We start from the raw sequence: 12,770 nt of genomic DNA on the forward strand, positions 1-12,770 counted from the left end.
CGCGACCGGCTAGTTCGTCAGGCCCGAGTACGAATGCAGGCCGTGGAAGAACACGTTCACGACGCCGAAGTTGAACATCACGGCGGCGAATCCGATGATCGACAGCCACGCCGAGCGCGAGCCGCGCCAGCCGCGCGTCGCCCGCGCGTGGATGTAGCCGGCGTAGATCACCCAGATGATGAAGGTCCAGACCTCTTTGGTGTCCCAGCCCCAGTAGCGGCCCCAGGCCTTCTCGGCCCAGATGGCGCCCGCGATGAGCGTGAAGGTCCAGAAGATGAAGCCGATGATGTTCACCCGGTAGGTGAGGTTCTCGAGCTCGACCGAACCGGGCAGGCTCTTCAGGAACGGCAGCACCGGCGGCAGCGACAACTCCTGCCGCCGCTCGCGCCACGCCTGCAACAGATGCGCGACGGCGAGCGCGAAGCCCAGCGCGAAGAACGCCGTGCCCGTGATCGCGACCAGGATGTGGATCACGAGCCAGTACGACTGCAGTGCCGGCGGCAGCGGCGCGACGGGCACGTAGTAGAAGACCTGCGCCCACATCAGCAGCACGCACACGAGTCCGAGCACGAAGGTGCCGACGTAGCGCAGGTCGAAGCGCAGGTTCACGAGCAGGAAGATGCCGACGATCACCAGGGTGCCGGTCAGCGAGAACTCCCACATGTTGGCCCACGGCACCCGGCCGGCGGCGATGCCGCGGGTGATGTCGGCGAGCAGGTGGATCGCCCAGGCGACGACCGTGACGGTCATCGCGAGCTTGAGCGCCCGCGAGGTGGTCGGGGCCCCATCGGTTCGAGCTCCATCGGCAGGCACGCCGCCCCCGGTCGCGGCCGTCGGGGGCGCGAGGGTGGCGGTCGCGGCGCCGCTCGACGGCGACGCCGGCGACGCGGCCGACGAGACGGATGCCGCGGCGGCGGCCCGGCGCTCCACGGCGCTGCGCACCGCCGTCGGCGCGGTCGCCCGGGCGCTGCGCTGAGCCAGGTCGAGCACGAAGCAGACGAATGCCACGACGTACAGGAACATGGTCGCGAAGATCGCGTACTCGGAGATGCTCGACAGGGTCTCGGTCACGGGAGAACGCTACGCCTTTCCATTCTTGAATCCACCCAGAGCCAGCCGCTTCTGGTGCGCGGCCACGAGGGACGCCACCGCCTCGTCGAGGCGCGGATCCTCGCCGCGGGCGAGGCCGGCGTACTCGAGGCGCACGGCGCCCGAGGCATCCGTCGTGGCCTTCACCCACATGCGACGGCGCGGCACGAACAGCGAGGTGAGCAGCCCGGCCAGCACGAGGATCGCGAACACCAGCACCCAGCCCTGCGTCGGGTCGTGGTGGATGTCGAGGGAGGCGAACCGCTTGACCCCGCTGAAGGTCACCGACCCGAGCCCGTTCGGCAGCTTCACGGTCTCGCCGAGGCCGAGGTTGAGCCCTTTCGTCTTGGCCGTCGGCCCTGCGATCTGCGTCAGCCCCTTCGTGTCGAGGGCGTAGACCGACTGCGGCTGCCCCGAGTCGACACCGAGGTCGCCGGCGTACACGGTGAGGCTGACGCGCGGGTTGTTCAGCCCGGGGTAGCTCGAGAGGTTCTGGGCGTCGGTGTCCGTGGGCGCGGTCGGCATGAAGATGCCGATGATGCCGAGCTGCTCGGACAGGCCCGAGGCGACCTTGACGACGCCCTGCGAGGTGAGGTTCGAGTCCTCGGGCAGGAACGGCGTCGCCTCGCTCTTGATCACCTTCCCGTTCGCGTCGCGGAAGGTGAGCACGGGCGCGTAGCCGTTGCCGAGCAGGTACACGCTGGTGCCGTCGATGCGCAGCGGATGATTCACCTTGATGTGCGTGCGATACGAGCTGCCGTCCTTGCGGGTGGCCGTGACGGTCGCGTCGTAGTCCAGCGCCTGGCCGCGCGAGTCGCCGTTCGCGCTGTCGTAGGTCACCTTCAGGTCGTCGACCTTGACCGAGTACGCGGGCAGGTTGTCGGAGTCGACGAACCGGCCGGGGTTGAACGAGTCGAAGTTGACGCTCGTGTTCACGAAGGTCTGGCCGGTGACGACCACGCGCTGGGCGGTCCAGCCGAAGCCGCCGCCGATGCCGACCACGACGAGGATGCCGAGCAGCGCGATGTGGAAGACCAGGTTGCCCGTCTCGCGCAGGTAGCCGCGCTCGGCCGACACGCTCGTCTGGCGGCCGTCGTCGAAGACCACGGTGCGGTAGCGGGCGGACTTCAGCTGCGCGCGCGCCGCCTCGATCGCCTCCGCGGCGGTCACCCCAGCGGGCGCCTCCGCCTCGCGGTAGCCGGCCATGCGGCTGAGCCGGAACGGCGTCTTCGGCGGCTTAGCGAGCATCGCGTCGACGTGGTGCTTGACGCGCGGGATGATGCATCCGATCAGCGAGACGAACAGCAGCAGGTAGATCGCCGAGAACCACACCGACGAGTAGGTGCTGAACACCTGCAGCTTGTCGAGGATCGGATACAGGGTGGGGTGGTCGACCTTGTACTGGGTGACCCCGTTGGGGTCGCTGGTGCGCTGCGGCACGAGGGATCCGGGGACCGCGGCGAGCGCGAGCAGCAGCAGCAGGAACAGCGCCGTGCGCATGCTGGTCAGCTGGCGCCAGAACCAGCGCGCCCATCCGATCGGCCCGAGACGGATGCCGCCGACCGGCGCCCCCTCGCCCTCGGAGCGGTCGATCGTCTCGACGTGGTCGGACGGCAGCAGGTCGCCGCCTTCGGTGCGGTCGAACTGGGTCGCGCGGGAGCCGCGCGCGGCGCGCTCGGCCTGGTCAGATCGAGGTGTTGAAATCCGGGATCACCCCTTCCAGCTGGATCATCCACGCATTCCACACGCCGGTGACCATGAGCAGCCCGATCACGATGAGCAGGGCGCCGCCGATCATGTTGACGAGACGGATGTTGCGCTTGAGGAAGGACATCGCCCGCGCCGCCCAGCCGAGGCCGAGCGCGATGAGCAGGAACGGGATGCCGAGCCCGAGCGCGTAGCACAGCGCGAGGAACGCGCCCTGCCACGGCGAGCCGCTGGACAGGCTGAGGCTCGAGATCGCCGCGAGGGTCGGGCCGGTGCACGGGCTCCAGCCGATCGCGAAGGCGATGCCGAGCAGGGGGGCGCCGGCGAGGCCGGAGGTGGCCCGCCAGTTCGGCTTCACGATGTTCTGCAGGAACGAGAACTGCCCGATGAACACGAGCCCGAGCAGGATCACGACGATGCCCGCGATGCGGGTGATCAGGTCGCGGTACGCGTTCAGCCAGAACCCGAGCGCGCCGAAGAGGAACGAGCCGACGACGAACACGGCCGCGAAGCCCAGGATGAACAGCAGCACCCCGAGCGCGAGCCGCGCCTGCCCGCGCCGGTCGCCGCGGGCCGCCGTCGACCGCCCGTCGGTGAACCCGCCGATGTAGGCGAGGTAGCCGGGCACGAGCGGCAGGATGCACGGCGAGGCGAACGACACCAGACCCGCCAGCAGCGCGATCGGCACCGCGACGAGCAACTGCCCGCTCGAGACCAGCTGGGCGAAGGGGTTGTCCACTAGTCACCCTCTTCCAGCGCCGATTCGATCAGCGTCTCGAGGGTCGACGGCTGCGAGTTGATCGGCCCCTCGATGCGCGCCGCGACGCGCCCCTTCTTGTCGAGCACGATCGTGGTCGGGGTCGCGTTGGGGCGGTACTGGCCGCTGAACGCGAGCTGCGCCTTGCCGTCGTCGGCGTCGAGGATCGACGGATACGTCACGCCGTACTTCTTGTCGAAGGACTGCACGGTGGCGGCGTCGTTGCGGGTGTTCACACCCACGAAGTCGACGCCCTGATCCGCGTACTTCTTGCTGATCGACTCGAGGTCCTTGGTCTCCACGATGCACGGCCCGCACGGGTCGTACCAGAAGTTCACGACGAGCACGTCGCCGAGATCGTCGCGCGAGTCGAAGCTCGAGCCGTCCTCGAGCGTCCCCGTGAAGCGCACCGGGTCGCCGCGGTCGGCGGCCTTGATCTCGGTCACGCCGCTGCCGGCGATGTAGCCCTTGTTGTCGCCGTCCTGGTACTGCTGCTGCAGCGAGGTGAGCGTGCACCCGGTCAGCGCGCTGACCGCGAGCACGGCGGTGAGAGCGGATGCCGCGAGCCGGCCGCGCCTGGCACGCCCCATGGTCACACCGCCCCGACGTCGACGGCGGCGGGCTGCAGAGGAGCGGCCGGGTCGCTGTAGCCCACCTCGACGATGCGGTCGCCGTGGCGCTCGAAGGTGGTGATGCTCGACAGCTCGCAGCGCCGCTGCCGGGGGTCGTGCATGAAGCGCTCACCGGCGACAGCGAGGTGCGCGATCCAGATCGGCAGCTGGTGGCTGACCATGACGACGTCGCCCGGTTCGTCGTCGGCGAGCGGCGGAAGCTCGAAGGCATCCGTCATCGCGGCCAGCATGCGGTCGGCGATGGAGCGGTACGACTCGCCCCAGGACGGGCGGGCCGGGTTGATCAGCCAGGGCCAGTTGAGCGGGTTGCGCACGGCCTTGGCCATGACCTTGCCCTCGAAGTGGTTGGCCGGCTCGATGATGCGCGGTTCGGTGACCGCGGCGAGGCCGAACGCCGCGCCGATCGGCGCCGCGGATTCCTGCGCCCGCAGCAGCGGGCTCGCGATCAGCGCCGCGACCGGGCGGTTGCGGGCGACGAGGTCGTCGGCGGCGGCCTGCGCCATCTGGCGGCCCAGCGGCGAGAGGTGGAAGTCGGGCAGTCGCCCGTAGAGCACATGGTCGGGGTTGTACACCTCGCCATGGCGCACGAGATGCACCTGCCGATTCGCCACGTCGGCCAGTCTACGAAACCGCATCCCTTGAAAAGCCTGCGAGGCGGCGGCCGTCGCGCCGGTCGATCTCCATTCACGCTGCGCGTGAGTCGATCACCGGGCCCCGCTGGTCGACTCGGCCCCACCGCGGCCGACATCACCGGGCTCGCTGGTCGACTCGGCCGCACCGCGGCCGAATGGAGACCAAACGCCCCCAGTAGACTGATCGACCGTGACCCATCGCACCCTGATCAAAGACCTGGCCGCGCTTCCCGACGGCCCCGTGACCGTCGCCGGCTGGGTCGAGACGGTGCGCGATCAGAAGAAGGTGCAGTTCGTCGTGCTGCGCGACGAGTCCGGAGCGGTGCAGCTGGTGAACCCCGCGGTGCGCGAGATCGGCGACGACGTGGAGGACCGCGACGCGGCATCCGTCGCCCTCGGCATCACCGAGTCGATCTCGGCCCTGTCGCTCGGCTCCTTCGTGTCGGTGACCGGCACACTCAAGCACGACGAGCGGGTCAAGCTCGGCGGCCTCGAGGTGAAGATCGCCTCGCTCGACGTCGCGGGCACCTCGGCGCCCGAGTCGCCCATCGCCGCCGACTCGAGCCTCGACAAGCGCCTCGACTATCGCTGGATCGACCTGCGCCAGCCGAAGAACGCGCTGATCTTCAAGGTGCAGACCACGCTCGAGCACGCCTGGCGCACCTGGTGGGTCGAGAACGGATTCGTCGAGATCCACACCCCGAAGCTGATGGAGTCGCCCTCCGAGTCGCGCGCCGAGCTGTTCCAGCTCGACTACTTCGACCTCGGCACCGCGTACCTCGCGCAGAGCCCGCAGCACTTCAAGCAGATGGCGCAGGCGGCCGGTTTCGGCAAGGTCTTCGAGATCTCGCCCGTCTTCCGCGCCGACCCGTCGTTCACCTCCAGGCACGCGACCGAGTTCATCTCCGTAGACGCCGAGATGAGCTGGATCGACTCGTACGCCGACGTGATGGACATGCAGGAGCAGCTGCTGGCCGCCGGCCTCGCCGCCGTCGCGGAGAAGCACGGCGAGGAGATCCGCGAGCTGTTCGGCGTCGAGGTGCAGCTGCCGACCACACCGTTCCCGCGCATCCCGCTGGCCGAGGTGCACCGCATCCTGCGCGAGGAGCGCGGCTACGTGGTGCCGCGCGAGGACGGCGACCTCGACCCCGAGGGCGAGCGGCAGATCAGCGCGTACGTGAAGGAGAAGTACGGGCACGACTTCGTGTTCGTGACGGACTACCCGGCGAACATCCGGCCGTACTACCACATGCGCGACCCGGAGACCGGGCTCACCTGCAGCTACGACCTGCTCTACAACGGCACCGAGATCACCACCGGCGCCCAGCGCGAGCACCGCATCGACCAGCTGCTGGCGAACGCGGAGGACAAGGGCCTCGACCCCGCCGGCATCGGCGAGTACCTCGAATTCTTCAAGTACGGCATGCCGCCGCACGGCGGCTTCGGCATGGGCCTGGCCCGGGTGCTGATGCTGCTGCTCGGCGAGTCCTCGATCCGCGAGACCACCCTGCTGTTCCGCGGCCCGACCCGCCTCGCCCCGTAGCGCGCTACACGGTCCCGTCGACCGCCGTGCGGTCCGACACGACCGAGCGGATCCACGCCGCCGCCTCCTGATGCGCCGGGTGCACGACGTACTCCTGCAGCCCGTCGGCGTCGGCGAAGTCGGCGACAACGGCGACGGTGTTCGTCGACCGCTCGTCGACCTCGTCGACGATGACCTCGATCGCCTGGATCGACGGCACGACGCCCTTCAGGCCGAGCAGCCGCTCGCGCACGCCCTCGGCGTCCGCGCGGCGCCGGTCCGGGTCATCCGCTTTCAACGTCCAGGCGACGATGTGGCGCAGGGTCATCTCGGCTCCTTGAGTGCCTTCTCGAGGCGCGCCTGGTCGACGCGCCAGTAGGTGTGCATCTTCCCGTCGATGAGCACGACCGGGATCTCCTCGCCGTAGCGCTCCTGCAGGACCGGGTCGCTCAGGATGTCGATCTCGTCGACGTCGACGGATGCCCCGAGCCGGCCGATCACGTCGGCGATCGCCGTCCTCGCGTCGTCGCACAGGTGGCAGCCGGGCTTGGAGTAGAGCGTGACGCGGTGGGGCACGTCCTTCAGCCTATGACGGGTCTCCATTCGCGCTGCGCGCGAGTCGACCGACGGCTGCGCTGGTCGACTCACGCCGCAGGCGTGAATGGAGACCAAGCACGCAGAAAAGCGCCAGGGCGGATGCCCTGACGCTTCACGTGCAGCAGGCTGCGAGACCTACTTCTTGTTGCGACGCTGGTGGCGCGTCTTGCGAAGCAGCTTGCGATGCTTCTTCTTCGCCATACGCTTGCGGCGCTTCTTGATGACAGAACCCACGGAAACCTCACAAAGATCGGGGATACCGCGACTCGCGCGGCACAATGGGCAATCCTACCAGCCGCCCGATGGGCCGCCGAATCGGAGCGCCCAAGCCCCTACTTGGTCTGCTTGGGCAGGTCCGCGTCGGCGTCGACTTCCTTGTCCGCCACGACGACGTCGAAGTGGAACTTCGTGCCGTGCACGTCCGACAGCGTCACCTTCGCGTCGGCCACCGTGGTCGGATTCTTGACCGACGACGCCCACACCTTGCAGTGCACGACGTTGCCGTCGACGAGATGGATGTCCTCGTCGCCGCAGTCGGCGCTCGCGTCCTGCCCGACCTTGTCGCCGAGCGTCTTGGCCACCTGCGAAGCCAGGTCGTCGGGGTCGTCAGTGAGCGAGGCGTGCGCCGAGCACCCGCCGAGCACGAGAGCGAGCCCCACGGTCGCGACGACGGATGCGATGAATCGGTTGTGCATGTATCCCCCCATACGGATGCGCCGTGGCGGCGCTACTGCTTCGGTTTGATCTTGGACGCCACCGCGGCGGCGCGGGCCGAGACGCCGGCGGCGACCTTGCCGACCGAGGCGGCGAAGTCCTTCTGCCCCTCCGAGAGCCCCGTGGCGCCGAATCCGATCGACGTCGCCGCGTCGACGGCCGCCGAGGTCACCGCCTCTGAGGCGCCGAGGTAGGGCAGCAGCCAGTCGTCGATCTCCTCGAGGGGCGCCGCGTCGAGGTGGTAGTAGCGGTGCTGGCCCTCCTCGCGCACCCGCACGAGCCCCGCGTCACGCAGCACCTTGAGGTGCTTCGACACCGTCGGCTGGGAGAGCTCGAGGGCCAGGACGATCTGCGACACGCTGACCTCGCCGCTGCCGTTCGTCTGCGCATCCAGCAGCACCTGCAGGATCTCGCGCCGGGTCGAATCAGCAACGATGTCAAAGATGTCGGCCATGCGCCAAGCGTAGCCATAGCCCCGCGCGAGTACCACGCGCGCGCCCCCTTGCGCACAGGGCTGCATGCCGCGGCAGGATGGAGCGCATGAAGGGCGGCGCATGAGCTCGGTGAGCCCCATCGGCCTGCCGCACCGCACCGCGGCGCGAGGCATCCGTGAAGCCTTCTCGGACTTCGCCGCAGCTAGCCCGAGCCGCTTCGCGATCCTGGTCTTCGCGCTGCTCGTGCTGGTGTGGACGACCCTGCTCTCCCTCCCCGTCTCCTCCGCCGACGGCACCCGCACGCCGCTGGCCGACGCGCTGTTCACCGCCGTCTCGGTCGTGTGCGTGACCGGGCTCGCCACCGTCGACATGGCGAGCCACTGGTCCGGCTTCGGAGAGGTCGTCATCTACATCGGCGTGCAGATCGGCGGCATCGGCGTGCTCACGCTCGCGAGCACCCTGGGCCTCATCATCAGCCGCCACCTCGGCCTGCGCGCGAAGCTCATCGCCGCGGGCGACACCAACCCGCTGCGCGCCCACCGCGGGCCGGTCGCCGAAGGGCAGGCGGTACGGCTCGGCGACGTCGGCGAGCTGCTGGTGACGATCGCGATCAGCCTCGTGGTGATCGAGGCGCTCGCCACGATCGTGCTGTTCCCGACCATGCTGGCGCACGGATTCACCGTCGCCGAAGCCGCCCGCGACTCGGTCTACTACTCGGCGATGGCCTTCACGAACACGGGGTTCACTCCGAACGGCAACGGCCTGCTGCCCTTCTCGCACGACTACCTGTTCCTCACCACGATCGCCGTGACCGTGATGCTGGGTGCGATCGGATTCCCCGTCATCTATGCGCTGGCGCGGGTCATCCGCCACCCCGGCCAGCGTCGGCGGCTGATCTCGCTGCACGTCAAGCTCACCGTGGTCACCTACCTGCTGCTCTTCGTGCTCGGCGCCGGGCTGTACCTGCCCCTGGAGTACGACAACCCCGAGACCTTCGGGCACGACGGCGCGGGCGACACCGTGTTCCAGGCGTTCTTCCTCTCGGCGATGGCCCGCTCGGGCGGCTTCGCGACGATCGACCCGGCGCAGCTGCACGGCTCGAGCCGGCTGGTCACCGACATGCTGATGTTCATCGGCGGCGGTTCGGCCTCCACGGGCGGCGGCATCAAGGTGACCACTCTGGCCGTGCTCTTCCTCGCCGCCGTCGCCGAGGCGAAGGGCGTGGAGAGCATGGAGGCGTTCCGCCGCCGCATCCCCGGCGACGTGCTGCGCGTCGCCGTCAGCGTCGTGCTCTGGGGTGCGACGGTCGTCGCCGCCGCAACGGTGTCGGTGCTCGCCATCACGGGCGACTCGCTCGACCACGTGCTGTTCGACGTGATCAGCGCCTTCGCGACCTGCGGGCTGTCCGCCGGCCTGACGCAGGGTGCGCCGCACGCCGCCGTGTATGTTCTGGCGGCGACCATGTTCGTCGGGCGCCTCGGCAGCATCACCCTCGCCGCCGCGCTCGCGCAGAGTCAGCACCGCCGGCTCTACGCCCATCCGGAAGAGAGGCCCATCGTTGGATAACCGCATCCGCCACGACGCCCCGGTGCTGCTGATCGGCCTCGGGCGCTTCGGCGCCTCGGCCGCCGCCGAGCTCGACCTGCTCGGCCGCGAGGTGCTCGCCGTCGACGACGACGACGAGCTCGTGCAGGAGTGGGCCGAGCAGGTCACCCACACCGTGCAGGCCGACGCGACCCAGATCGAGGCGCTGCGGCAGATCGGGGCCGACGAGTTCCAGATCGCCGTCGTCGCGGTGGGCTCCTCGATCGAGGCATCCGTGCTCATCACGGCGAACCTCGTGGAGCTCGGCGTCCCCCAGATCTGGGCGAAGGCGATCTCGCTGTCGCACGGCAAGATCCTCGAGCGCATCGGCGCGCACCACGTGATCTACCCCGAGGCGGAGGCGGGCGCCCGCATCGCCCGGCTGGTCAGCGGGCGGATGCTCGACTTCATCCAGTTCGACGACGACTTCGTGCTGGTGAAGATGTTCGCGCCGAAGGCGATCCGCGGCAGGAACCTGAGCGAGTCGGGCGTGCGCAGCGTGCACCGCGTCACCGTGGTCGGCATCAAGAAGCGCGGCCAGCCGTTCACCTACGCCACCGAGAACACGGTCGTCGACGACCACGACATCATCGTCGTCTCCGGCCGCGAGTCCGACATCGAGAAGTTCGCCTCGCTCGACGACTGACTGCCTCGCCGGCTGAGGAGCACGCAGTCTCCACCCTCGCCGGCTGAGGAGCGCGCAGCCCCTCCACGCCGGCTGAGGAGCGCGCAGCGCGTCTCGAAGCCCCTCGCCCTACCCCTGAGCCAGCTCGCGCGCACGGGCGAGCGCGGCGTCTGTCGCCCGCGTGAACACGTCGGCGAGATCGGATGCCTCGAGCACCGCGACCGCCTTCTCCGTGGTGCCGTTCGGGCTGGTCACGCGGCGCCGCAGCTCGGCCGGCTCCTCCCCCGTGGCGGCCAGCAGCTCGCTCGCCCCGCGGAAGGTCTGCTCCACGAGCAGCCTGGCCTGGTCCCGGGTGAACCCCTTGCCCACGGCCGCCTCGGTCAGCTGCTCGATCAGGTAGAAGACGTACGCCGGCCCCGACCCGGAGATGGTCGAGAGCGCGTCGAGCTGCTCCTCGGGCACCTCGACGACCGCGCCGACGGTCTGGAACACGGCGCTCACGAGCGCCACGTCGTCGCCCGAGGCGCGGCTTCCGGCGCTCACCCCGGTGACGCCGAGCCCCACCTGGGCGGGCGTGTTCGGCATCGTGCGCACGACCGCGACGGATGCCGGCAGCACCGCCTCCATCGTGGCCGTGGTCACGCCCGCCGCGACGCTCACGACGATCGCGCCGGGCTCCAGCGCGTCCGCCACCTCGGTCAGCAGTTCGGTCACCTGGTACGGCTTCACGCCGACGATCACGAGCTTCGCGCCCGCGACGGCGCGGCGGTTGGCCGAGGCATCCGTCTCGGTCGCGAACGCGGTCACCCCGTCGATGCCGTCGAAACGCGCCGCGTTCGCCGCCTGCCTGTTGGTGACACGGATGCCTCCGGCCACCGTCACCCCCGGCTTCAGCAGCCCGGCGAGGATCGCCCCGGCCATGGACCCGGTGCCGAGGAACGCGATGGACGGCAGCTGCACGGGAGAGTCGTTCATAGCTGAACTCTAGGATGTGGGCATGAGCGAAGCGCCCGCCGAGACGTCCGCGACGCAGCCGCCCGAGGGCCACGGCGGTGGCACGAAGGCCATCCTCGCCGCCCTCGGCGCCAACGTCGGCATCGCGATCGTGAAGTTCATCGCGTTCCTCGTCTCGGGGTCGAGCTCGATGCTGGCGGAGTCGGTGCACTCGCTCGCCGACTCGGCCAACCAGCTGCTGCTGCTGCTCGGCGGCCGCCGGTCGCGGAAGCAGGCAGACCGCGAGCATCCGTTCGGATACGGGCGCGAGCGCTTCGTGTATGCCTTCGTCGTCGCCATCGTGCTGTTCTCGGTCGGCGGCGTGTTCTCGATCTACGAGGGCATCCACAAACTGGAAGAAGCCGCGGACTACGAGCGGCCCGCGCTGTGGTGGCTGCCGCTGGCCGTGCTCGTCGTGTCGATCGTGCTCGAGGGCTACTCGCTGCGCACGGGCCTCGCGGAGTCGCGCCCGCACAAGGGCAGCGGCAGCTGGGTGCAGTTCATCCGCCGCGCGAAGATCCCGGAGCTGCCGGCCGTGCTCCTCGAGGACGTCGCCGCGCTCACCGGGCTCGTGCTCGCCCTGATCGGCGTCGGGCTGACGCTCATCACCGAGAACGGCGTCTTCGACGCAGCCGGCTCCATCGCGATCGGCGTGCTGCTCGTGCTCGTCGCGCTCGTGCTGGGCGCCGAGGTGAAGAGCCTGCTCGTCGGCGAGGGCGCCAACGAGGGCGAGTTGCGCAAGATCGAGCAGGCGATCCTCGCCGGCGACGAGGCCGAGCGCATCATCCACCTGCGCACCCTCTACCTGGGGCCCGAGGAGCTGCTCGTCGCCGCGAAACTCGCCATGCCGGCCGAACGCACCCTGGCCGACGTGTCGACCGCCACCGACGCGATCGAGCAGCGCATCCGCGCCGCCGTGCCGATCAGCCGCCTGATCTACCTCGAGCCGGACGTCTACCGGCCCTGAGCACCCGCGCGGGCTCGACCCGGATCAGCTCGCGAAGCCGCGGCGCTGCTCGAAGAAGCCGGTGAGCAGGGCGGCGCACTCGGCCTCGCGCACTCCCCCGTACACCTCGGCGTGCAGCGGCAGCCGGCGGTCGCGCAGCAGGTCGTACACGGAGCCGGCCGCGCCCGCCTTCTCGTCCCACGCGCCGAACACCACGGTCGGCACCCGCGCCGACAGCAGGGCGCCCGCGCACATCACGCACGGCTCCAGGGTGACCACGAGAGCGGTGTCCTCCAGGTGCCAGTCGCCGCGCGCCGCCGCCGCTTCCCGCAGCGCGACGACCTCGGCGTGCGCGGTCGGATCCTGCAGCTGCTCGCGCCGATTCCGGCCGCGGCCGAGCACCGCGCCATCCGATGCCACCACGACCGCGCCAACCGGAACGTCGCCCGTCGCCAGCGACGCGCGCGCCTCGGCGAGCGCGAGCTCCATCCAGGCCGAGTACTGCGCCGGCGGCGTGAGCATCGCGTCCCTTTCCGGT

16 protein-coding genes are annotated in these 12,770 nt (G+C 69.9%); 4 read left to right on the plus strand and 12 right to left on the minus strand.

The features are described from left to right. Positions 1–9: 9 nt before the first annotated feature. The 5 genes from ccsB to H563_RS0109030 all read right to left on the minus strand — a co-directional run bounded on the left by ccsB (position 10) and on the right by H563_RS0109030 (position 4,796). Positions 10–1,071, minus strand: a complete 1,062-nt coding sequence (gene ccsB / locus H563_RS0109010) for a c-type cytochrome biogenesis protein CcsB (RefSeq protein WP_022882278.1) — start codon at positions 1,069–1,071, stop codon at positions 10–12. Positions 1,072–1,080: 9 nt separating this feature from the next. Then, complete coding sequence (resB, locus tag H563_RS0109015; protein WP_022882279.1) at positions 1,081–2,589, minus strand: cytochrome c biogenesis protein ResB; 1,509 nt, start codon at positions 2,587–2,589, stop codon at positions 1,081–1,083. 184 nt (positions 2,590–2,773) lie between these two features. Next, positions 2,774–3,535 (minus strand): cytochrome c biogenesis CcdA family protein, encoded by a 762-nt coding sequence (locus H563_RS0109020; RefSeq protein WP_022882280.1) that lies wholly within the window; start codon positions 3,533–3,535, stop codon positions 2,774–2,776. Then, entirely contained in the window at positions 3,535–4,143 is a 609-nt protein-coding gene (locus tag H563_RS0109025; RefSeq protein WP_033210291.1) for a TlpA family protein disulfide reductase, read from the minus strand. The genes H563_RS0109020 and H563_RS0109025 overlap by 1 nt, the downstream gene beginning before the upstream one ends. Positions 4,144–4,145: 2 nt before the next feature. Continuing rightward, entirely contained in the window at positions 4,146–4,796 is a 651-nt protein-coding gene (locus H563_RS0109030; RefSeq protein WP_022882282.1) for a histidine phosphatase family protein, read from the minus strand. A 211-nt stretch (positions 4,797–5,007) separates the two neighbouring features. Between H563_RS0109030 and aspS the strand changes: the two genes are divergently transcribed. After that, positions 5,008–6,360 (plus strand): aspartate--tRNA(Asn) ligase, encoded by a 1,353-nt coding sequence (aspS, locus tag H563_RS0109035; RefSeq protein ID WP_022882283.1) that lies wholly within the window; start codon positions 5,008–5,010, stop codon positions 6,358–6,360. A gap of 4 nt (positions 6,361–6,364) precedes the next feature. Here aspS and H563_RS0109040 read toward each other — a convergent pair whose 3' ends face one another. From H563_RS0109040 to H563_RS0109060, 5 genes are all read right to left on the minus strand, one after another. Beyond that, on the minus strand, positions 6,365–6,667 hold the full coding sequence (locus H563_RS0109040; RefSeq protein WP_022882284.1) for a Dabb family protein: 303 nt from the start codon (positions 6,665–6,667) through the stop codon (positions 6,365–6,367). Further along, positions 6,664–6,915, minus strand: coding sequence for a glutaredoxin family protein (locus tag H563_RS0109045; protein WP_245556836.1), 252 nt, complete (start codon positions 6,913–6,915; stop codon positions 6,664–6,666). Before H563_RS0109045 ends, H563_RS0109040 begins: the two co-directional genes overlap by 4 nt. 156 nt (positions 6,916–7,071) lie before the next feature. Further along, positions 7,072–7,170: a 30S ribosomal protein bS22 gene (locus H563_RS17680; RefSeq protein WP_003792170.1), complete on the minus strand. Its 99-nt coding sequence runs from the start codon at positions 7,168–7,170 to the stop codon at positions 7,072–7,074. A gap of 98 nt (positions 7,171–7,268) precedes the next feature. Continuing rightward, the gene (locus H563_RS0109055; protein WP_155865131.1) at positions 7,269–7,631 is read right to left on the minus strand and encodes a hypothetical protein; all 363 of its coding nucleotides are present in this window, start codon (positions 7,629–7,631) and stop codon (positions 7,269–7,271) included. A 32-nt stretch (positions 7,632–7,663) separates the two neighbouring features. Continuing rightward, positions 7,664–8,104: an ArsR/SmtB family transcription factor gene (locus tag H563_RS0109060; RefSeq protein WP_027479271.1), complete on the minus strand. Its 441-nt coding sequence runs from the start codon at positions 8,102–8,104 to the stop codon at positions 7,664–7,666. Positions 8,105–8,204: 100 nt separating this feature from the next. On the opposite strand from H563_RS0109060, the gene H563_RS0109065 reads away from it, so the two are divergent. Together H563_RS0109065 and H563_RS0109070 are read left to right on the plus strand one after the other, a co-directional pair. Continuing rightward, positions 8,205–9,650, plus strand: coding sequence for a TrkH family potassium uptake protein (locus H563_RS0109065; protein ID WP_022882288.1), 1,446 nt, complete (start codon positions 8,205–8,207; stop codon positions 9,648–9,650). Then, positions 9,643–10,314 carry a potassium channel family protein gene (locus H563_RS0109070; protein ID WP_033210297.1) on the plus strand — a complete coding sequence of 224 codons (672 nt, stop codon included), beginning with the start codon at positions 9,643–9,645 and terminating at the stop codon, positions 10,312–10,314. The genes H563_RS0109065 and H563_RS0109070 overlap by 8 nt, the downstream gene beginning before the upstream one ends. Positions 10,315–10,422: 108 nt before the next feature. Here H563_RS0109070 and proC read toward each other — a convergent pair whose 3' ends face one another. Continuing rightward, complete coding sequence (gene proC / locus H563_RS0109075; protein WP_022882290.1) at positions 10,423–11,268, minus strand: pyrroline-5-carboxylate reductase; 846 nt, start codon at positions 11,266–11,268, stop codon at positions 10,423–10,425. 22 nt (positions 11,269–11,290) lie between these two features. Between proC and H563_RS0109080 the strand changes: the two genes are divergently transcribed. Next, entirely contained in the window at positions 11,291–12,253 is a 963-nt protein-coding gene (locus H563_RS0109080) for a cation diffusion facilitator family transporter (RefSeq protein ID WP_022882291.1), read from the plus strand. Between the two features lie 24 nt (positions 12,254–12,277). On the opposite strand, the gene H563_RS0109085 is transcribed toward H563_RS0109080, so the two are convergent. Then, entirely contained in the window at positions 12,278–12,754 is a 477-nt protein-coding gene (locus H563_RS0109085; protein ID WP_022882292.1) for a nucleoside deaminase, read from the minus strand. Positions 12,755–12,770: the final 16 nt, after the last annotated feature.

Origin of the sequence: Gryllotalpicola ginsengisoli DSM 22003 (assembly GCF_000419445.1) — a bacterium.
Taxonomy (GTDB): Bacteria; Actinomycetota; Actinomycetes; order Actinomycetales; family Microbacteriaceae; genus Gryllotalpicola; species Gryllotalpicola ginsengisoli.